Here is a 19521-nt window from a genome sequence, read left to right as displayed (position 1 = left end):
GGGATGCAAAATGCCGCAGACCAAAACGGTTACCAACAGGTTGAAGAATGAAATAATGGGCGTCCTGCTGATGGCTTTGGCCCTCCTGTTTGCAGCAGGCCTGTATACTACCTCGGTAGGGTGGGTGTCCCCCGGCGCAAGCATCGGAGCCCTGGGCCAGTTCATGGTCCGTGTTCTTCAGGGTTTGACGGGCCAGGGCAAATTTTTGGTTCCTATTTTTTTCGGAATGTGGGGCCTGAGGTTGATCATCGGCGGCCGGGCCCGCGATTTGAATGCCCGCCTGATCGGGGTGTTAATTTTCATCCTGACCTTGCTGAGCGCACTGCACCAGCCTTACTTGCCTGGGCGGGGTGCCAGGGAAGTTTTGGCCATAGGCATGGCCGGCGGTGGTGGCGGGCTCATCGGAGCCGTGCTTTCTGTAATTTTGGGGACGGTGTTCGGTCGGATAGGCACCTGGATTATTCTGGGATCCCTGGTATTAATAGCTTTTCTTCTTTTTACGGGGGTTTCCCTGTCCAAGGGGCTGGCGTCGGTCTGGCACCGGTTTAGGACCGCGGGCTCCGGCCTTAAGGAGTGGCTGGTCAATTTCCTTTATACCGAAGTGACGGTTGACGAAGCAGGGGATAATGGCGCGGAGGAAAAAGCGCCTAAATTAAACGCCAAGACCGAGCGGGAAGTGGTTCCGGTAATTGTGGACACCCGTCCTGCCGCGCCGGTGGTAACGGCTGAGGCTAAAGAGGAACCATCGCCCAGGATTTATCCCGATACTCCTCCACCCCCGGCGGTAGACGAGGAGGGAAAGCGGCGCCGGCGTTCCCGTAGCCCCCTGCCTTCCGCAGAACAAACGGATGAGGAACTTCCTTTGTCGGCGGGGGGGGGCTCCTCGGGGGATTACGTTTTGCCGCCTCTTAATTTACTGAGCAAGCCCGTAAGGGTTAAAAATCCCCGCTTAGAAAAGGATATTGCCGAGCGCATCAAAATCTTAGAAGATACTCTAGACAGTTTTGGCGTCAAAGTAAAGGTGACCCAGGTGAGCTGTGGCCCAGCTGTTACCCGTTACGAAGTGCAGCCGGCGCCAGGTATTAAAGTGAGCCGCATAGTAAGCCTGGCCGACGATATTGCCCTCAGCCTGGCCGCACCCCAGGTGAGGATTGAAGCGCCGATCCCGGGTAAAGCCGCCGTGGGTATTGAAGTGCCCAATAAAGAAGTAGCCCTGGTTCACCTGCGGGAAGTGCTGGAAACCCCCGCCTTTACTGAGTCTCCCAGCAAACTGACTCTGGCTCTGGGCAAGGACATTGCCGGCAATCCGGTGATCGCGGATCTGGCGAAGATGCCCCATCTTCTTATCGCGGGGGCTACCGGCTCGGGGAAGAGCGTCTGCCTCAATTCCCTTATCTGCAGCATGCTTTTTAAGGCCAAGCCCCATGAGCTGAAGCTGCTGATGATCGACCCCAAAATGGTAGAACTTACCCAGTACAACGGCATACCTCATCTCCTGGCGCCGGTGGTCAGCCACCCCAAGAAGGCAGCTGCCGCCCTGCACTGGGTGGTAAATGAGATGGAGAAGCGCTATGAGCTTTTTGCTGCGGCAGGAGTAAAAGATCTCACCCGTTATAACCGCCTGCAGCAAAAGGAGAACGAGGGACAAGGTGCCTTGCCCCTGATAGTGGTCCTCATCGACGAGCTGGCCGATCTTATGATGGTGGCCCCTGCCGATGTGGAAGATGCCATATGCCGCCTGGCGCAGATGGCCAGGGCAGCGGGCATACACCTGGTGGTGGCCACCCAGCGGCCGTCGGTGGATGTTATCACGGGTTTGATCAAAGCCAATATCTCGGCCCGGATAGCCTTTGCCGTCTCTTCCCAGATCGATTCCCGGACCATCTTGGATATGGCGGGAGCTGAAAAGCTCCTCGGCCGGGGCGACATGCTCTTTTTGCCCACAGGGGCTACTAAGCCCATTCGCGTCCAGGGAGTCTATGTTTCCGACCGGGAGGTCGAGGATTTGGTCACTTACATAAAGCAGCAAGCCCGCCCCGATTACGATCCTAATTTCCTTAAGGAAGAAGAACAGCTTTCTTCTGAGGAGAACGGTGGTGACGAACTGCTGCCCGATGCAGTGCGGGTAGTACTGGAAACGGGCCAGGCGTCCATCTCCATGCTCCAGAGGCGACTGCGGGTGGGATACGCCCGGGCCGCACGGCTGATGGATATGATGGAGGCCCGGGGCTTTGTGGGGGGACCTGAGGGCACCAAACCGCGCGCTATCCTTATTAATTGGGATGAGTACCGGCGTATTTTTGGCGAAACAGCCGATATTTGATCTATAGAAGGATTTCATAGGTCCTTGTCGAAGAACCAAAGTGGGCGATATGCCCGGAAGAAAGGGTTGTAGGGGTGGGGCTATGGGGAGAATAGGTGAGGAGCTGCGCCGGGCGCGGGAAGAAAAAGGTATCACTTTACGGGAGGCTGAGGAAGCCACCAAAATACGCCTGAAGTACCTGGATGCCCTGGAGAAGGAGGATTTCCAGCAGTTCCCGGGGCGGGTATATGCTATTGGTTTCTTGCGCAGTTATGCCCGCTATCTGGGGTTAGATCCCCAGGAGCTGGTGGAAGAGCTGAAGGCCGAGCTGCCTCCGGAAGAGGAGGAAGAATACAGAGTTGCCTCTCCCAGAGAAGGACACCGGGAAAAGACCAAGAAAAGGGGTATCAGCCGCTGGTGGGCAGTGGTTCTGGTGTTGTTCCTCCTCTGGGGGTTGAACTATCTTTATAATCAATCTCGGCCGGTTCCCGAGGAAAGCCCGCAGTTGCCCCCTCCCGCGAGGAACGGCGGGGTGACACCTCCTGCGGCTCCGCCGCCAGCTCCCTCCCCGTCGGAGCCGCCTCCGTCCCAGGTTCCCGAAATCAGCGGAGTGGAAGTTAAGGTGTACGTCCGAGAGCAGGAATGCTGGATAGGTGTTCGAGTCGATGGGAAGGACACCTTCTCCGGCACCCTTCGGGCCGGAGACACCCGAACTTTTCGCGGGGACGAAGCCATAACCCTTACCCTGGGGAGCGCCGGGAGGGCCGAAGTCACCGTCAACGGCGAGGTGTTGCCGCCCCTGGGCAAAGTGGGCGAGGTGGTTACCCGGACCTTCAGGGCCCCGGAGGCCGGCGAAGAGTGAACGGTAGGGGCAAGCCTTAGCCGAGGGAAAGGAGCCCAACGGATAGTTTAGACGTAATGGCTAAAGTAGCGGTAATTACCTTAGGCTGCGCCAAGAACGAAGTAGACAGCGAATATATGCTGGGAGTACTGGAAGAAAAGGGATATGAGCTGGTTGAAACCCCTGAAGAGGCAGAAGTAGTTATCATCAATACCTGTAGCTTTATAAGGGCGGCCAAGGAAGAGGCCCTTCGTACCATCTTGAGCCTGACCCCCACGAGAGGAGAAAGTTGTCCCGCCCTCATCGTAGCAGGGTGCCTGGCCCAACAGCATGGGCCGGAACTCTGGCAGGAATTACCGGAGGTAGGGGCTTTTATAGGGCCGGAAGCCATCCCGCGGCTGCCGGAGATAATAGAGCGCGTGTTGCGGGGGGAGCGTTTGGTGGACATACCGGGACCCGGGGAAGAGGATCTCCGGGGCCTGCCCCGCCGCAGGCTCACCACCGGCCCTACGGCCTATTTGAAGATAGCCGAAGGCTGCGACAATGCCTGTGCCTACTGTACCATACCCCTGATTAAAGGGACCTACCGCAGCCGGCCTAAGGAAGAGCTGCTAAGGGAGGCAGAATGGCTGGTTTCCCGGGGTGCCCGGGAGCTGGTACTGGTTGCTCAGGATACTACAGCCTACGGGATGGATCTATACGGAAGGTACGCCCTGCCCGAATTATTGAAGACTCTGGCCCGCCTTCCCGGAGTAAGGTGGCTCCGGTTATTATACGCCTACCCCAGCAGAATAACCTCCGAACTCATAGAAGTTATGGCCGGCGAAGATAAGGTATGTGCCTACTTGGACCTGCCGATGCAGCATGCTCATCCGGATATTCTTCGGGCCATGGGGAGAGCCGGCACTTTAGCCCTTGCCCGCAAGGTTATTACCAGGTTGAGGGCCCTTTTACCCCACATAGCCTTGCGCTCGACCTTCATCGTGGGCTTCCCCGGCGAAAGGGAAGGGCATTTTCGCGAATTGTTGCGGTTCCTGGAAGAGGTCCGCTTCGATTGGGTGGGAGCTTTTACTTATTCGCCGGAGGAGGGTACGCCGGCAGCCGGTATGCCGGGGCAAGTACCGGAAAGGACGAAGCAGAGGAGGTACAGGCGCCTCCTTGAACACCAGGAGCCCATTACCGAAGAAAACAACGCGGCCTGGGTCGGCAAGGAACTGGAAGTCCTGGTGGAGGGAAAGGCAGATGACGGACAGGGAGAAGTGTACGTGGGCCGTAGCTTCCGGCAGGCCCCGGAGGTGGACGGGGTGATATACATCCGCGGGAAGTGCCGGCCGGGAGATATGGTAAGGGTCAGGATAACCGGCGTAGAGGGTGTCTATGACCTCGGGGGAGAGGTTGTGGTTTAATCCAGCAGTACCAAGGAATTACTAAGGTTTCCGGCAGGAGGTTTTGTTATAATGGAAGGTGCTAACGGGAGGGGAGTGTTGCCTTTGCTAGGGCAAGGTTGGCGCCTTCCATATGTTGTAGTGGCTTGCCTCCTCAGTGCGGCCTTTTTTTTCGGCGGACAATTCGTATACGAGAGATTCTTTCTTGACCGGCCGGTATGGGAAGAGTTGCAGGCCGAGCCCGGGGTAGAAAGGGTGAAGGTTCAAAGGGCCGACGGCACGGAGGAAGTGGTGGTGGAATTGGGACGGGTAGAAAACCTGGAGGCGACTTACCGGAGCTTGGAAGGGACTCTGGAGCGGTATTACCGGCCGGGCACCTTCCAGCTGCTCATTACGGACCGCCGTTCCCCGGCCCTGGAAGAGCTGTGGGATAAAGGTCAGTTTGCGGTTTATGAGGCGGCGGTTAGGGGCAATTTCACTGCCATGGCCCGTGAATTGGAGAGCCAGGCCCGCGCCGCCGGCATGGATATAAAATTGGATATGGACGGCAGACGCATTTACGTGGCCCTCTACCAGGGACCCTATTACCTGTACGAGATCGTTCCGTGCCGGCTCCAGGGGGATGGGGCCGCGGGAGGTGAGGCTGCCGGTGCTTAAGGAGCTCGCGGCCGGCGGAGCGCTGGGCCTGTTGATCTTTCTACTTTTCCAGGGCTACGACGTGGCTCCTCTGCTCCTGCTAGGCGGCATGGGGGTGGTCCTTTACTGGCTGCTGGACAAAAAGGGGATGCTTACGGCGAGGTCCTACGCCCCTTACTATCCCCGGCAGAACATTTCCTTTGAGGATATAGGTGGCCAGGCTGCAGCCGTCCAGGAACTTAAGGAAGCCCTGGAATTTTTGCGGCGCAGTGACCAGTTGCACAGTATGGGCATCAGGCCTCTGAAGGGCATTCTCTTAAGCGGGCCTCCGGGAACGGGTAAGACCTTGATGGCCAGGGCGGCGGCCACGTATACGGATGCGGTGTTCCTGGCCGCCAGCGGCAGTGAATTCATCGAGGTCTATGCGGGGGTCGGCGCCCAGAGAATAAGATCCCTCTTCCGCGAGGCCAGGTGCCTGGCCCGCAGGGCGGGGAAGAACCGGGCCATTATTTTCATCGACGAGCTCGAGGTCCTTGGTGGTAAGAGGGGGAGTCACTCGTCCCACCTGGAATACGACCAAACGCTGAATCAGCTCCTGGTGGAAATGGACGGCTTGGGGACCGGGGAAGACACCCAAATTTTGGTGATCGGCGCGACCAACAGGCCCGACCTGCTGGATCCCGCCCTCTTAAGGCCCGGCCGTTTTGACCGTCATGTTAAGGTAGAGCTGCCGGACCGGGAGGGCCGCCTGGAGATTCTTAGGCTCCATACGTCCAACAAACCCCTGGGCCCCGATGTTAATCTGGAGAGTATAGCGCGGGAGACTTTCGGCTTTTCCGGGGCCCACCTGGAAAGCGTGGCCAACGAAGCGGCTATCCTGGCCTTGAGGGCCAATTCTCCTGTTATCCGGCAGAAACACCTGCAGGAAGCGGTGGATAAAGTTATGCTGGGTGAGAAGATAGGGCGTAAACCCAGCAAGGAGGAGCTCTACCGGCTTGCGGTTCACGAGGCCGGGCACGCTCTGGTGGCGGAACTGGTCCAGCCGGGGTCGGTAACCCGGGTTACCATTGCTTCCCGGGGCCAAGCCCTCGGATACACCCGGCAGAAACTCGACGATGCGTACCTCTATACCCGGGAACACCTGGAGGGGCAACTTCGCATTTGCCTGGCCGGTGCGGCGGCCGAGGACCTGCTCTTGGGTAACCGCAGTACCGGTTCGCTGAACGACTTTAAGGAGGCAGTGCGGTTGGCGAAAGTGATCATTGTTTCCGGACTTTCGGACCTGGGAGTGGTGGACGAGGAGTGCCTGAGCAAGGAGCAGATGCACCGAGCCGCTGCGGAGATTATTAAAGTCCAGGAGAAAAAAGTAGGGGAACTGCTGCTCCAGCACAGGGACTTGCTGGAGGGGATAGCCGGTCGGCTGCTGAGGGAGGAAACTTTGAAAGGGGAGACTCTACGTTCCCTTCTTACGACAGGAGCCAGGGCCTCTTGAGGTTCCCGGCTCCTTTTATCTTATCTATTGCCAAAAAAGTGGAGCTGGGTTATCCTTAAGACAGGTTGGAGGAGAGAAAGGTGCGCCTGTTCGTGGCCATAACCCTGTCTGGGGAATTGAATAGCCGCCTTGCTTCCCTGCAGGATGAACTCCGTACCTGCGGGGCCGACGTTAAATGGGTAGAAAGGGAAAACCTTCACCTAACCCTGAAGTTTCTGGGCGAAGTCGAACCGGCGCAGGCCCTACAAATGGTTCCCCGCCTACGGCAGGATATGGAGGGATATGGAGAGCTGGTGCTGCACTTCAAGGGCATAGGCGTCTTCCCTGCTTGGTCCCGGCCCCGGGTGATTTGGGTGGGCCTTGATCCCAATCCTTCTTTAATGGATCTCCACCGGCGCGTAGAGGGCGCACTTCTTCCCCTGGGCTTTGGCTCTGAGCCTTTTACTCCCCATTTAACCTTGGGGCGTTTGCGGTCCAGGGCCAATTGGACTCAACTTGAGCAACGGCTACGGCTCTGTCAGGGAGAAAATTGGGGAGAAGAGAGGGTAAAAGAGATAGTGCTCATGCAGAGTCATCTAACCCCCCGGGGACCCCGCTACGAGGTTTTAGAAACATTTACCTTGACTTCAGGTCAAAAATTTTTCTAAAATGGAAATAGTAACCTGGAGGAGGAACCCAAGGGTGGAAGTATCAGAAAAGCAGAAGATGCTGGAGCACACCCTTAACCTGATCGAACGCCATTTCGGCAAGGGCTCCATAATGAAGTTGGGGGAAGCCAGCGCCCGCCTCAATGTGGAAGTTATACCCACGGGTGCCCTGCCCCTGGACCTGGCCCTGGGAGTGGGAGGGGTACCCCGGGGGCGCATTGTGGAGATATTCGGGCCGGAGTCTTCCGGTAAGACCACCGTGGCCCTCCATATCATAGCCGAGGCCCAGAAGCAAGGGGGTACCGCCGCCTTCATCGACGCGGAACATGCCCTGGATCCCCTCTACGCCCGCAATCTGGGAGTGGACATCGACAACCTCCTGGTTTCCCAGCCCGATACCGGTGAGCAAGCTTTAGAAATAGCCGAAGTTTTAGTAAAGAGCGGGGCCATCGATGTGGTGGTGATCGATTCGGTGGCCGCCCTGGTTCCCCGGGCCGAACTCGAAGGCCAAATGGGGGATGCCCACGTAGGGCTCCAGGCCCGGCTTATGTCCCAGGCCCTGAGGAAACTGGCGGGTGTGGTGTCCAAGTCCCGCACGGTGGCCATCTTTATAAACCAGCTGCGGGAAAAAGTGGGAGTGCTGTTCGGTAATCCCGAGACTACGCCGGGAGGCCGGGCCCTAAAGTTCTATGCCTCGGTCCGGCTGGATGTGCGTAAAGTCGACAATATCAAGCAGGGGGCCGACATTATAGGCAGCCGGACCCGGGTCAAGGTCGTCAAGAATAAGGTCGCTCCTCCCTTCCGGCAGGCGGAATTCGATATTATTTACGGACGGGGCATCGATAAAGAAGGGTGTCTTATCGACTTGGCCGTAGACCTGGGCATCGTCAAGAAGAGCGGCACCTGGTATTCGGTGGGGGAAGAGCGCCTGGGCCAAGGGCGCGAGGCGGCGAAGGAGTACCTGCGCCAGCATGCCGAGCTGGCCGCCGCCCTGGCCGGGCAGTTAGCCCAGAAGGCCAGTGCTAATGTGGCCACCTTCCTTACCCGGCCGAGGGAAGGCGACGGAGAAGATTAAAGGGTGGTCTCGGGCGTCCGGCGGCGGTGCACGCGGCGTCCAGGGGCTGGCCGGAACTTGCTTGACAGCCAATTACCGAAAATAATACAATACCATCGAGGGAAACTAGGTGTTAAGGCGTACTACCAAGTCCTTGAAATAGATGCACCGTGATAGGCTTGTGCCTTAGATATTAAGGGGTCAGTTGGCGGCCTTTGAGCATAATCAGGGTAAAATACGGACTGCGGAGAAGTAGAGGCCTTTCTTGTGCCGTTAGGCCGGAGTAGAAGAGGGTCCCGTTAGCCAGTTCTTAGCCAACAGGTGCATAGCTGTATTTTTTCAAGGGAAAAATTGGTAGGATGCCTTTCCTAAGCCGGGTTTCTGCTCGGCTTTATTTTATGTCAAGGGGGTGAGAGAGATTTTAGTTTGGATAGCATCCCTGCTGGCGGCTCTGGCGGCAGGCACGGGAATTGGGTATGTTCTCCGTAGATATTTGGTGGAGACTAAGATAGCTTCCGCGGAAAAGTCGGCGGCGGCCATCATCGAGGAGGCCAAAAGGGAGGCCGAGGCCAGGAAGCGGGAGGCCCTCCTGGAGGCTAAGGAAGAGGTCCATCGCCTCCGTAATGAAGTGGAGCGGGAAAACCGCGAAAGGCGTAGTGAGCTCCAGCGCCTGGAGCGCCGCCTGCTGCAGAAGGAGGAAGCTCTGGAGCGGAAGGCCGAGGGTCTCGAACGAAGGGAAGCCCATCTTCAGCGGCAGGAAGAAGACCTGCAACGCCTCAAGCAGCATCTGGAGGAGCTCAAGCGGCAGCAGGTGGCCGAACTGGAGCGCCTTTCCGGCTTGACGACCGAAGAGGCCAAGGCGCTGCTGCTGAAAAGCGTGGAGGACGAGGTGCGCCATGAGGCCGCCCTGTTGATCAAACAAGTGGAAACGGAGGCCAAGGAGGAAGCCGACAAACGAGCCAAAGAGATCATCACCTGGGCCATTCAGCGGTGTGCTCCTGAAGTGGTGGCCGAAACCACTGTTTCCGTGGTTAACCTGCCCAACGATGAGATGAAGGGGCGCATCATCGGGCGCGAGGGACGCAATATCCGCGCCCTGGAAACCCTGACCGGTGTGGACTTAATTATCGATGATACTCCGGAGGCCGTCATTTTATCAGCCTTTGACCCCATCCGCCGGGAAATAGCCCGTATTGCCCTGGAGAAGCTCATTGCCGACGGCCGCATTCACCCGGCCCGCATTGAGGAAATGGTGGAAAGGGCCCGGCGGGAGATCGAGCAGAAGATCCGGGAGGAGGGTGAACAGGCTGCTTTTGAGGCCGGCGTTCACGGCCTGCACCCGGAACTTATCAGGTTGTTGGGCCGGCTTAAGTACCGGACCAGCTACGGCCAGAACGTCCTGAAACATTCGCTGGAGGTGGCCTTTCTGGCGGGCTCCATGGCGGCCGAGCTGGGGGCCGACGTCCAGGTGGCCAAGCGTGCCGGCCTGCTCCACGATATCGGGAAAGCCGTAGACTACGAAGTAGAAGGGCCCCATGTCAATATCGGGGTTGAGCTGGCCAAGAAATACCGGGAGTCCCCGGAGGTAATCCACGCCATTGCAGCCCACCACGGGGATATAGAGCCGCGCAGCCTCGAGGCTGTGCTGGTGCAGGCGGCCGATGCCATCTCCGCCGCCAGGCCCGGAGCGCGGCGGGAAACGCTGGAGGCCTACATCAAGCGTCTGGAAAAACTAGAGGAGATTGCCGACTCCTTTAGCGGAGTGGATAAGGCGTACGCCATACAGGCAGGCCGCGAGATCCGCATCATAGTCAAGCCCGAGAAAATAGACGATACCATGGCCGTGCAGCTGGCCCGGGACATAGTGAAGAAGATCGAGCATGAACTGGAATATCCGGGCCAGATTAAGGTAGTGGTCATTCGGGAAACAAGGGCCGTGGACTATGCCAAGTAGGCCGGGAAGGTGTTGCTTACAGGCAGGGGTGGCAGGGAGAGGCCTTAAATTGCCATCTCTGCCACCATATTTTTTGCGGCCCGAACTAAAAGATGGCAGGATTTTTTGAAGAAGGCGCAGAACTAAGCCTTGAACACCGTTTAGGTAGAAGGCAGGTGGCACAGTATGGGCGTACGATACCGGTACAACGGCGAGATATCCGACAGCGTGGGACTATTAATCTCTATACTGGTGCGCTATCCGGAGATAGGGACCATCAATTATGAACCGGGCGCCCGCATACTAAAGTTTTCCTTCATGCTGAGGGGCCGGGTTCCCCGCGAGGAACTGGAAGAGTTCAGGGAGCAGTTTGTTAAGTCTTTGGCCACCTTTAATCTCCTGGAGCAGCGGGAGGCCCAGGTAATCATCCTGGATTATCACTGCTTCGAGCAGCTCACCGTTCTCGAGGTGCAGAGGGATGTGGGAACCCTGTCCCAGGGGGAAATTGACCTTATAATGACCCTCGTACGCCAGCAGTTCGGCGAGAGCCTGGTGGCGGATGTTAATGAGAATGTGCAGGAAGAAGACCTGCTGGTGCAGGAAGAAATAATCGACCACATGTTGGAGAGTATAAGGAGAGAAGCAACCCAGAAAAAACTGATAGCCTTTAGGGAGGAAGGCCGAGTCCTGGTTTTTAACAAGCAAAAGTAAGCCGGGGAAGCAGGGGGGTGCCGGCAGTCAAAGGCGGAGACCTCCATACCCATACTACCGCTTCGGATGGAAAGCTAACGCCCCACGAACTGGTCCGGCTGGCACATCGAAAAGGGCTGGCGACCATAGCGGTTACGGATCATGACACGGTGGACGGCTTAGAGGAAGCCCTGGCTGTGGCTTCCCTTTATGGTATTGAGGTAATCCCGGGCATTGAGTTGAGCACCGAGTGGGAGGGTTGTGACGTCCACCTGCTGGGATATTATATCGACTTCCAGGGGGACAGGCTACGCAGCTTCTTGCAACAGCGGCAGGAGGCCCGGTACAGGCGGTGCCTTAAGATCATCGCCCGGTTGCAAGAGCTGGGTTATCCCGTTACCTGGGAGGACGTGTCTCCCCTGGTCCGGGGGCAGGCCGTCGGACGTCTGCATATTGCCCAGGCCCTGGTAGCGCGGGGCCTTGTTCCCTCCATCGAGGCTGCTTTTTCCGAGCTCCTGGAACGGGGACGGCCGGCCTATGTGCCCCGGTATAAACTTGCGCCGGCCGAAGGTGTCGAGATTATCAGATCCTGTCGGGGAGTAGCCGTGCTGGCCCATCCCGGCCTCATAGGCGAAGACGCCATTATAAGGGAACTGGCGAGCAGAGGGCTTCAGGGGCTTGAGGCCTATTACCCCCAGCACAGCCGGGAGGAGGTGGCCCGCTACCTGGACCTGGCCGGAGAGCTCGGCCTCCTGGTTACCGGCGGCTCCGATTTTCACGGTCCGGACATCCCGGACCATGCCGAGCTGGGAGCCGTGACAGTGGGCGAGGAGGTCATAGAAAGACTCAAGGGGTGTGCCCGTGCCCTAAGGAGTGCCTTTGATGGCGGGGAAGGGGAGAGGCCTGGCCGGTCGGGAGAAGGACCCGGGAAGCTTTAGCCTCCCAGCGCAGCCGCCCTAGAGCTAGACTCCGGCGGGCTCTTTTAGCTCCGGGGTTTAGGAGTGGTGGCCGGACGAGAACAAGGGGCATGATTGCGACAGGAAACCCTTGATTAGTGAACGATCTTGCGCTATACTGAAGGAAAAAATAGCGGACGACCACAGGTGCCGTAAGGCTAAAAGGGAATCAGGTGAAAATCCTGAGCGGTCGCGCCACTGTAACCGGGGAGCTATCCTTCAGAAAGCCCACTGGGGTACGCCCTGGGAAGGGGAAGGATGGCGGTGAGCCGGAGCCAGGAGACCTGCCTGTGGTGACTGTAGACCCTCGCGTCAAGGGAAGGGCCCGATGGAAGGATAATAGCAACCCAGCCTCTAGGCGAGAGGCTGGGTTTTTTGGTATGTGGAGCTAGGCAGTTTAGGGAGGTCCGGGATTGGAACGGGGAAGGCTGGTACTCATTACGGGAGGGGTGCGGAGCGGTAAGAGCCGCTTTGCCGAAGAGTTGGCCGCGAGCTGGGGTGAGGAGGTCGTTTATGTGGCCACCGCCAGGGTCACGGATGAGGAGATGGCCGCCCGGGTGGCCCGCCATAAGGCCCGGAGGCCGGACTGCTGGACTACGGTGGAGGAACCCGTGGCCCTGGAGGAAGTAATCAAAGAATGGGGGAAGAGGGGAAGGGTCCTCCTGGTGGACTGCCTGGCGGTTTATGTGGGCAACCTCCTGGTAGAGGAGGGCCTCGGCGAGGAGGAGGTCGTGGTCCGGTTGCGGAAGGTGGCCCGCAGGGCCCAGGAGTCCCCGGCCGACGTTATCCTGGTCAGCAATGAGGTGGGATTAGGGGTGGTACCACCCTATCCCCTCGGCCGCCTTTATCGCGATCTCCTGGGCCTGGCCAATCAGGAAGTGGCCTCCAGGGCCGACGCGGTGTATCTAGTGGTCTGCGGCCTGCCCGTGGAAGTAAAATCCCTGGCTGTCCGGAGGCAACTTAAGGGACCGGGAGGAGGTCTCTATGAACAATCTTAGAAAGGGCTATACCACCGGTACCTGCGCGGCGGCCGCAGCCAGGGCGGCGGTAAAAGCCCTCTGGGGCCCCGGAAAAACAGAGGACCGAGTGCGGGTCACCCTGCCCCGGGGAGAGGTAATCGAACTCCCGGTAACGGTGCGGCGGGGGGAGGGCTGGGCAGAAGCTACGGTCATCAAAGACGCAGGCGATGATCCCGACATTACCCACGGTGCCGCCGTTCAGGTGAGGGCGCGTCCCGGAGGGCGGGGGATTACTTTGAAGGCCGGTAGAGGGGTGGGAAAGGTAACTCTTCCGGGCCTGGCGGTACCGGTGGGAGAGCCGGCCATCAATCCCGTGCCCCGCGCCATGATTTTCGCAGCAGTCAGGGATTTTATCCCCGAAGGTGAGGGTGTGGAGCTCACCATAAGTATCCCCGGCGGTGAGGAACTGGCCCGGCGCACTTTAAACCCCCACCTGGGAATTGTAGGAGGCCTGTCCATCCTGGGGACTACCGGCATTGTAGAGCCCATGTCGGAAGAGGCGCTGCGCGTTTCCCTCCTCCCGCAAATTGATGTAGCCCGGGCGGCGGGATTTAGAGCCATCGTGTTAACGCCCGGCCGCCGGGGCCGGCGCCAGGCGGTGGAGGGTTACGGCCTGCCGGAAAGGGCGGTAATCTTGAGCGGTAACTACATAGGAGACCTGCTTAAGGCGTGTGCAGAGCGGGGCTTGAAGAAGGTGCTCCTGTGGGGTGGCGTGGGCAAGTTAGTGAAGGTGGCCGGCGGTATCTTTAATACCCATAGCCGGACGGCAGATGCCCGGCGGGAGATTGTGGCTGCGAGGGCGGCAGCCTGGGGCCTCCCACCCGAGGGGGTGCAGGCTATACTGTCGGCCAATACCCTGGAGGTTGTTGTTCAAATTCTGCGCGGTTTCTGGGAGGAAAGGCGGTCCCGCGAATTCTGGGACCATCTGGCTTCCGTGGCCAGCAAGCGCAGCCGGGAGCTGGTAGGGGATGTCCTGGAGGTGGGGACCGCCTTCTTGGACCTGGCCGGTGGCATCGTCGGCCAGGACGAGGAAGGGGCTAGGATAATGGAGGACTTGCAGCATGCAGGGTGAAAGGCGGCCTTGGCTTACGGTGGTCGGCGTGGGACCGGGCGATCCTATGTGGCTTACGCCGGCGGCTTACCAGGCGGCAGCGGAGGCGGAGATTTTGGTGGGAGGGCGCCGGGCCCTGGAACTGTTCGGTTTCCTCGATAAGGAACGCAGGATTATTGATGCCGATCTGGAAGGGTTATACCGGTATTTGAGTTCGGTAGCGGGGCGCCCGACAGCAGTTCTGGTCTCGGGAGATCCCGGCCTTTATAGCCTCTTGGGCTGGCTGCAGCGCCGTTTTCGCCCGGAGGAAATGCGGGTGCTGCCGGGAATAAGCTCGGTGCAGCTGGCCTTCGCCCGGCTGGGATGCAGCTGGGAAAGGGCCAATATAGTGAGCCTGCACGGACGGCCCCTGGGAGTACTGGACCCCTATTTGGAGGGGTTGGCCCGGCAGGAAATCCTACTTGCCGTCCTCACCGGCGGGGAAAATACGCCGGCGGCGGTGGGAAGATACATGGAGGGTAAAGGGCTGGGTGCAACCGTCCTCTGGGTGGGAAGTCAACTGGGCGGGCCGGGAGAGAGGACGGCGTATCTGACGGCCGAGGAGCTGGCCCGGGCCGATTTTGATGCGGCGGCGGTGATCATCGGTGGGTTTTCCCGGCGGTAAGTGGCCCTACATAACTCCCGGCATTCCCGACGGGATGTTCAGCCGGGGGGCAGTTCCCCTTACTAAAGAGGAAATCCGGGTACTGACCCTGGCCAAGGGGCGCCTGGCCCCGGGACAGGTGGTATATGACGTCGGCTCCGGTACAGGGTCCCTGACGGTAGAGGCCGCCCGATTGGTTAATCCCGGAACGTTATACGCCGTCGAGGAGGACCCGGTGGCGGCGGATTTGACCCGCGCTAACATCCAGGCCTTCGGCTTGGGGAATGTAGTTCAGGTAGTGGGGAGGGCTCCTGAAGCCCTGGAGGGCCTGCCGCCGGCTGACCGCATTTTTATCGGGGGCAGCGGGGGCCGGCTGAAGGATATTCTGGAGTACTGTAGCAGGGCCCTGAAGCCCCGGGGGATCATGGTCATTAATGCTGTTACCTTGGAAACCCTGTGGGATAGTATGACCTTCGGCCGGAGCAAGGGGTACCACACCTCGGCCGTAGCATTAAATGTAGCGAGGTTGGAAGAGGTGGGCGGGCGCCGGATGTTCCGCAGCCTAAATCCGGTTTATATTGTTCAGCTGGCCGACGGCGCCTGTTCCTAGTCAGGTCCTGCTTTAGTCCGTCAGGTCCAGGCGTCAAGTCCCGGGCCGTGTGGGGTGTTAGCGGGTGATAGCGGATCCCCGGTGGGGCCGGAGAAAGGGGTCGGAGGCGAAGGGCCGTCCGGGCCGGGAGGTTCTACCAGGGGATCCCGGTCCACCAGGGTTGGGAAGAGGAGATACAGCCGGCCCTAAAGGCCCGGAGGCCGGTGGGAGGAGGAAGGCCATGAGCGGCAAATTATACGGCGTGGGAGTGGGTCCCGGTGATCCAGAGCTCCTCACCCTGAAAGCCCGACGGATTTTGGAAAGGGTGCCCGTCCTGGCAGTACCCGTTTCCCAGCGGGGAGAGGAAAGCCTCGCCCTGGGGGTGGTGCAGGCCTTTGTGCGGCCAAACCAGGAGATACTCTCCCTGTTTATGCCCATGAGCCGCGACCGCTCTTACCTCGAGCGCTGCTGGGAGGCGGCGGCGCGGGAGCTGCTGGGGAAGCTCCGGGAGGGTAGGGATGTGGCTTTTTTGACCCTGGGAGACGCAAGCCTTTACAGCACTTACAGTTACCTTATGGAAATTATCCAAGGGTTGGACCCTTCCATCCCCATAGAAACCGTACCGGGAATCACTTCTTTCTCGGCGGCAGCCGCCAGGCTGAATCTGCCCCTGGCCAAGGGCGATGAGGCGCTGGCCATTATACCCGCCCTGGAGGACCCCGAGGCCTTGGAAGGGCTGATACCCTTATTTCCCAATCTGGTGCTCATGAAGGTGGCGAGGCGTTACGACGAGATCGTTCGCGTCCTGACCCGGGCCGGCGTGGTGAGGACCTCTGTCCTCGCCACCCGGTGCGGCCAGAAGGGGGAAACCTTTTCCTGGGATCTGGAAGCCGGCATGGGACAAAGGCATGATTATCTTTCCTTGATTATCGTAAAGGGGCGGGGAAAGCGGCAATGAAGGTTTACTTTGTAGGGGCCGGTCCGGGCGACCCGGAACTAATCACCGTTAAGGGTAGACGGCTATTGGAGCAGGCGGGGGTCATTATCTATGCCGGATCCCTGGTTAATCCGGCTTTGCTGGCCTGGGCGCACCCGGAAGCGGTATGTTACGACAGCTCCTCTCTTACCCTGGAGGAGATTGTTGAGATTATGGAAGGGGCCGTCCGGCGGGGACGGGAGGTGGTAAGGCTACATACGGGCGATCCTTCCCTGTACGGTGCTATACGGGAACAAATGGAGGCCCTGGAGGCCCGCGGCATCCCCTATGAGGTGGTGCCGGGAGTGAGTTCCTTCTCGGCGGCGGCCGCCGCCCTGGGCCGGGAATTTACCGTGCCAGGACGGAGCCAGACCCTTATCCTCACCCGCCGCGGGGGCCGGACTCCCGTGCCTCAGGCCGAAAATCTGAGGGCCCTGAGTGCCCACCGCGCGAGCCTCTGCCTCTTCCTGAGCGCCCACTGCCTGGAGGAGGCTACGGCCGAACTGGCCTGCGGGTACGGGGAGCAGACGCCGGCGGCCGTGGTTTATAAAGCTTCCTGGCCGGAAGAAAAGGTAATTTGGGGCAGCCTCGAGGATATTGCAGCTAAGGCCCGGCAGGAAGGTATTGAGCGGACGGCACTCCTCCTGGTCGGCGATTTCCTGGCCGGCCCTTACCAGCGCTCCTGCCTCTACCACCCGTCCTTCGGCCACGGCTACCGGAAGGTGGAGAAATCCGGTGGATGAAGGCGGCAGGGTAGCCATCATCACTTTGACCCGGCCCGGATACGAGACGGCCCGAAGGCTGGCCCGGGCTTTAGCGGAGAAGAGTACCGTCTTCGTCCCTGTCGGTTTGAGCCCGGCGGCAGAAGGGGAGGACGGAAATTCATTCAATATAACAAGCTATTCCGGACCGTTATCCCGGTTCCTGGGTCAGATTTTTCCCCACTACCGTTCGTTAATCATGGTTATGGCCGTGGGAATTGCCGTGCGGGCCCTGAGTCCCCACCTTGTTTCTAAAAAGGCGGATCCGGCAGTGGTAGTGGTGGACGTGGCGGGACAATACGCCGTAAGCCTCCTTTCCGGCCACCTGGGCGGGGCCAACGCTCTGGCCCGCCAGGTGGCGGACATCCTAAACGGTCGGGCGGTGATTACTACCGCCGGCGAGGTCCTGGGGCTTCCGGCCCTGGATTTGGTGGCCCGGGATCTGAACGTGGATGTCTGGCCGGCGGCCGTTTTCACCAAAGTGATGGCGGCCCTGGTCAATGGCGAACCGGTGGAGGTGCTGGTGGAAAGTCCTTTACTTAGGGCCGTGGAGGGCTTGCTTCCCGGGTTAAGGGTGCGCCCCTTAAAAAACCCCCTTCCCCAGGGCGTGGCCGAAGCCGGGATTCTGGTAACCTGGCGGCGCCTGCCCCTTCCGGGGCCGCGGTGGGTCTACTGGAGGCCCCGGGTGATCAGCGCCGGCATCGGCTGCCGCCGGGGGGCAACCGCCCGTATGATTCTTTACGCCCTGGGCCTGGCCCTGGCGGAGGCAGGCCTCAGCCGCCGCAGCCTTGCCTCCCTCGCCACCGTCGATTTTAAGGGAAGGGAGCCCGGGCTTAAAGAAGCTGCCGCGCGCCTCGGCGTTAAGCTTTTAACCTTTACGCCTGAGGAGCTGGTAGGCTGCCTGGATAGACGGCCCTATCTTAACCGCTCGGAAAGGGTTAAAAGGTTTACCGGCATTCCCGGGGTTTGCGAGCCGGCGGCAGTCCTGGCGGCTGGAGAGGGGGAATTATTATGGCCGAAAAAGAGCTACCGGGGAGTTACCGTCGCCCTGGCCCTGGCGAGATAGCGGTTGTGGGCCTGGGACCGGGCGGGGAGGCGGAGATGACCTACCGCGCCAGGCAGGCCCTGGAGCAGGCGGAAGTAATCGTCGGTTACCGCACTTATGTCGACTTGATAACCTCCATGACCGAGGGCAAGGAGGTAGTAGTTACCGGGATGACGGGGGAGGTGGAGCGGTGCCGGGAGGCGGTGGAGAGGGCTGCCGCCGGAGCCCGGGTGGCTGTTGTTTCCAGCGGCGATCCCGGTGTCTACGGTATGGCCGGGCTGCTCCTGGAAATCTTGGCCACCCATCCCCGGGGCCAAGGGATAAAGGTCGACGTCGTTCCCGGCGTGACAGCGGCCACTGCTGCGGCGGCCGCCCTGGGGGCCCCCCTGATGCACGACTTTGCCGTCATCAGCTTAAGCGATCGCCTGACCCACTGGGAGGTTATCGCCGCCCGCCTCGAGCATGCGGCGGCGGCCGATTTCGTCCTGGTGCTGTACAACCCCCGCAGCCACGGGCGACCCGACCACCTTCGCCGGGCCCGGGATATTATCCTCCGGTTCCGCCACCCGGCCACGCCGGTGGGAGTGGTGCGCAATGCCGGCCGGGAAGGGGAAGAAGCGTGGATCCGTGACCTGGCTACCTTTCTAGATTTGCCGGTGGATATGGTAAGCACGGTAATCATCGGCAACAGCCAGACCAGGGTGCTGGACGGCCGTCTGGTGACACCCAGGGGGTATCGGTTGTGATCCTGGTGCTGGCCGGCACCGCCGACGCCTCCCAAGTTATCGGCGTTTTAAAATCAGAGGGTTACCGGGTGGCCGCCAGCGTCGTTACTGAGTACGGAGCCAGATTAGCCAGGCAAGCGGGGGCTGATTTAGTCCGCACAGGTCCCCTGGGGCAAGAAGAACTGGCAAATTATCTTAAAAGACACGGCATTGTTGCCGTAATTGACGCCACCCATCCCTTTGCCGTTAACATTACCGAGAACGCTCGGGAGGCTTGCCGCGCCTTGGGGCTCCCCTATTTCCGTTACCGCCGGCCGGAGGTGCGCCTACCTTCCTACCCCAACCTTCTGCCGGCCTCCAGTTTTGAGGAAGCGGCCGTGCTGGCCGCCCGCGGCCAGGTAATATTTCTAACCATCGGGACGCGCCATTTGGAGTGTTTTACCGATGCACCGGCCCTGAAAGGGAAAAGGCTCGTCGTCCGGGTGCTGCCCGAGGAGGATTCCCTGGCCAGGTGCCGGCGGCTGGGAATCTGGCCGCGGGATATTGTGGCCATTCAAGGCCCCTTAAGCTATGAGTTAAACCGCGCCCTGTATCGGCAGTACCAAGCCGATGTGGTGGTTACCAAAGAGAGCGGGAGCACCGGCGGAGTCGAAGAAAAAGTCCGGGCCGCCCTGGATTTGGGCCTGACGGTCGTGGTCGTCCGCCGCCCGTCCGAGTCCGGCGGCCTGCCACTGGAGGAAATCATCCCCATGCTGGGGGAAGCCCTAGGGAGATAG

19 protein-coding genes and 1 riboswitch are annotated in these 19521 nt (G+C 59.9%); all 19 genes read left to right on the top strand.

Annotation, left to right across the window (positions count from 1 at the left end):
- The first annotated feature begins 10 nt into the window (after positions 1 to 10).
- The 19 genes from TAMC210_RS13755 to cobK all read left to right on the top strand — a co-directional run bounded on the left by TAMC210_RS13755 (position 11) and on the right by cobK (position 19521).
- Entirely contained in the window at positions 11 to 2323 is a 2313-nt protein-coding gene (locus TAMC210_RS13755; protein WP_173298796.1) for an FtsK/SpoIIIE family DNA translocase, read from the top strand.
- 82 nt (positions 2324 to 2405) lie between these two features.
- A complete protein-coding gene (locus TAMC210_RS10640) occupies positions 2406 to 3164 on the top strand; it encodes a helix-turn-helix domain-containing protein (protein ID WP_173298795.1) in 759 nt (252 codons plus the stop codon).
- 56 nt (positions 3165 to 3220) lie between these two features.
- On the top strand, positions 3221 to 4549 hold the full coding sequence (gene rimO / locus TAMC210_RS10635) for a 30S ribosomal protein S12 methylthiotransferase RimO (protein WP_173298794.1): 1329 nt from the start codon (positions 3221 to 3223) through the stop codon (positions 4547 to 4549).
- 51 nt (positions 4550 to 4600) lie between these two features.
- Positions 4601 to 5185, top strand: a complete 585-nt coding sequence (locus TAMC210_RS10630) for a hypothetical protein (protein ID WP_173298793.1) — start codon at positions 4601 to 4603, stop codon at positions 5183 to 5185.
- The gene (locus TAMC210_RS10625) at positions 5178 to 6656 is read left to right on the top strand and encodes an AAA family ATPase (RefSeq protein ID WP_217267389.1); all 1479 of its coding nucleotides are present in this window, start codon (positions 5178 to 5180) and stop codon (positions 6654 to 6656) included. The genes TAMC210_RS10630 and TAMC210_RS10625 overlap by 8 nt, the downstream gene beginning before the upstream one ends.
- An 80-nt stretch (positions 6657 to 6736) precedes the next feature.
- Positions 6737 to 7303: an RNA 2',3'-cyclic phosphodiesterase gene (thpR, locus tag TAMC210_RS10620; protein WP_173298791.1), complete on the top strand. Its 567-nt coding sequence runs from the start codon at positions 6737 to 6739 to the stop codon at positions 7301 to 7303.
- 1 nt (position 7304) lies between these two features.
- Entirely contained in the window at positions 7305 to 8378 is a 1074-nt protein-coding gene (gene recA, locus TAMC210_RS10615) for a recombinase RecA (RefSeq protein WP_173298790.1), read from the top strand.
- 388 nt (positions 8379 to 8766) lie between these two features.
- Positions 8767 to 10311: a ribonuclease Y gene (rny, locus tag TAMC210_RS10610; RefSeq protein WP_217267361.1), complete on the top strand. Its 1545-nt coding sequence runs from the start codon at positions 8767 to 8769 to the stop codon at positions 10309 to 10311.
- A gap of 165 nt (positions 10312 to 10476) precedes the next feature.
- Positions 10477 to 11001 carry a hypothetical protein gene (locus TAMC210_RS10605; RefSeq protein WP_173298789.1) on the top strand — a complete coding sequence of 175 codons (525 nt, stop codon included), beginning with the start codon at positions 10477 to 10479 and terminating at the stop codon, positions 10999 to 11001.
- Between the two features lie 17 nt (positions 11002 to 11018).
- Positions 11019 to 11918 (top strand): PHP domain-containing protein, encoded by a 900-nt coding sequence (locus TAMC210_RS10600; protein WP_173298788.1) that lies wholly within the window; start codon positions 11019 to 11021, stop codon positions 11916 to 11918.
- 146 nt (positions 11919 to 12064) lie between these two features.
- Positions 12065 to 12242: riboswitch (cobalamin riboswitch) on the top strand.
- Between the two features lie 107 nt (positions 12243 to 12349).
- A complete protein-coding gene (gene cobU, locus TAMC210_RS10595; protein WP_173298787.1) occupies positions 12350 to 12934 on the top strand; it encodes a bifunctional adenosylcobinamide kinase/adenosylcobinamide-phosphate guanylyltransferase in 585 nt (194 codons plus the stop codon).
- Entirely contained in the window at positions 12921 to 14027 is a 1107-nt protein-coding gene (gene cbiD / locus TAMC210_RS10590) for a cobalt-precorrin-5B (C(1))-methyltransferase CbiD (RefSeq protein WP_173298786.1), read from the top strand. The genes cobU and cbiD overlap by 14 nt, the downstream gene beginning before the upstream one ends.
- The gene (cbiE, locus tag TAMC210_RS10585) at positions 14017 to 14670 is read left to right on the top strand and encodes a precorrin-6y C5,15-methyltransferase (decarboxylating) subunit CbiE (RefSeq protein ID WP_173298785.1); all 654 of its coding nucleotides are present in this window, start codon (positions 14017 to 14019) and stop codon (positions 14668 to 14670) included. The genes cbiD and cbiE overlap by 11 nt, the downstream gene beginning before the upstream one ends.
- A complete protein-coding gene (gene cbiT / locus TAMC210_RS10580) occupies positions 14651 to 15259 on the top strand; it encodes a precorrin-6Y C5,15-methyltransferase (decarboxylating) subunit CbiT (RefSeq protein WP_254388642.1) in 609 nt (202 codons plus the stop codon). Before cbiE ends, cbiT begins: the two co-directional genes overlap by 20 nt.
- A 220-nt stretch (positions 15260 to 15479) precedes the next feature.
- A complete protein-coding gene (gene cobI / locus TAMC210_RS10575) occupies positions 15480 to 16196 on the top strand; it encodes a precorrin-2 C(20)-methyltransferase (RefSeq protein WP_173298784.1) in 717 nt (238 codons plus the stop codon).
- Positions 16193 to 16957 (top strand): precorrin-4 C(11)-methyltransferase, encoded by a 765-nt coding sequence (gene cobM / locus TAMC210_RS10570; protein ID WP_173298783.1) that lies wholly within the window; start codon positions 16193 to 16195, stop codon positions 16955 to 16957. Before cobI ends, cobM begins: the two co-directional genes overlap by 4 nt.
- Positions 16950 to 18041: a cobalt-precorrin 5A hydrolase gene (locus tag TAMC210_RS10565; RefSeq protein ID WP_173298782.1), complete on the top strand. Its 1092-nt coding sequence runs from the start codon at positions 16950 to 16952 to the stop codon at positions 18039 to 18041. The genes cobM and TAMC210_RS10565 overlap by 8 nt, the downstream gene beginning before the upstream one ends.
- Entirely contained in the window at positions 17987 to 18766 is a 780-nt protein-coding gene (cobJ, locus tag TAMC210_RS10560; protein ID WP_173298781.1) for a precorrin-3B C(17)-methyltransferase, read from the top strand. Before TAMC210_RS10565 ends, cobJ begins: the two co-directional genes overlap by 55 nt.
- Positions 18763 to 19521 carry a precorrin-6A reductase gene (gene cobK, locus TAMC210_RS10555; protein WP_173298780.1) on the top strand — a complete coding sequence of 253 codons (759 nt, stop codon included), beginning with the start codon at positions 18763 to 18765 and terminating at the stop codon, positions 19519 to 19521. Before cobJ ends, cobK begins: the two co-directional genes overlap by 4 nt.

Source organism: Thermanaeromonas sp. C210, from assembly GCF_013167955.1.
Lineage (GTDB): Bacteria > Bacillota > DSM-521 > Neomoorellales > Neomoorellaceae > UBA12545.
The sequence above is the reverse complement of the archived record's forward strand: the minus strand, read 5'-3'. Positions and strand labels throughout refer to the sequence as shown.

Excerpts from the sequence above, each read along its gene's own strand:
- TAMC210_RS13755 (WP_173298796.1), top strand. The coding sequence starts at position 11 with ATGCCGCAGACCAAAACGGTTACCAACAGGTTGAAGAATGAAATAATG.
- TAMC210_RS10640 (WP_173298795.1), top strand. The coding sequence starts at position 2,406 with ATGGGGAGAATAGGTGAGGAGCTGCGCCGGGCGCGGGAAGAAAAAGGT.
- rimO (WP_173298794.1), top strand. The coding sequence starts at position 3,221 with ATGGCTAAAGTAGCGGTAATTACCTTAGGCTGCGCCAAGAACGAAGTA.
- TAMC210_RS10630 (WP_173298793.1), top strand. The coding sequence starts at position 4,601 with ATGGAAGGTGCTAACGGGAGGGGAGTGTTGCCTTTGCTAGGGCAAGGT.
- recA (WP_173298790.1), top strand. The coding sequence starts at position 7,305 with ATGGAAATAGTAACCTGGAGGAGGAACCCAAGGGTGGAAGTATCAGAA.
- TAMC210_RS10605 (WP_173298789.1), top strand. The coding sequence starts at position 10,477 with ATGGGCGTACGATACCGGTACAACGGCGAGATATCCGACAGCGTGGGA.
- cbiD (WP_173298786.1), top strand. The coding sequence starts at position 12,921 with ATGAACAATCTTAGAAAGGGCTATACCACCGGTACCTGCGCGGCGGCC.
- cbiE (WP_173298785.1), top strand. The coding sequence starts at position 14,017 with ATGCAGGGTGAAAGGCGGCCTTGGCTTACGGTGGTCGGCGTGGGACCG.
- cobI (WP_173298784.1), top strand. The coding sequence starts at position 15,480 with ATGAGCGGCAAATTATACGGCGTGGGAGTGGGTCCCGGTGATCCAGAG.
- cobM (WP_173298783.1), top strand. The coding sequence starts at position 16,193 with ATGAAGGTTTACTTTGTAGGGGCCGGTCCGGGCGACCCGGAACTAATC.
- cobJ (WP_173298781.1), top strand. The coding sequence starts at position 17,987 with ATGGCCGAAAAAGAGCTACCGGGGAGTTACCGTCGCCCTGGCCCTGGC.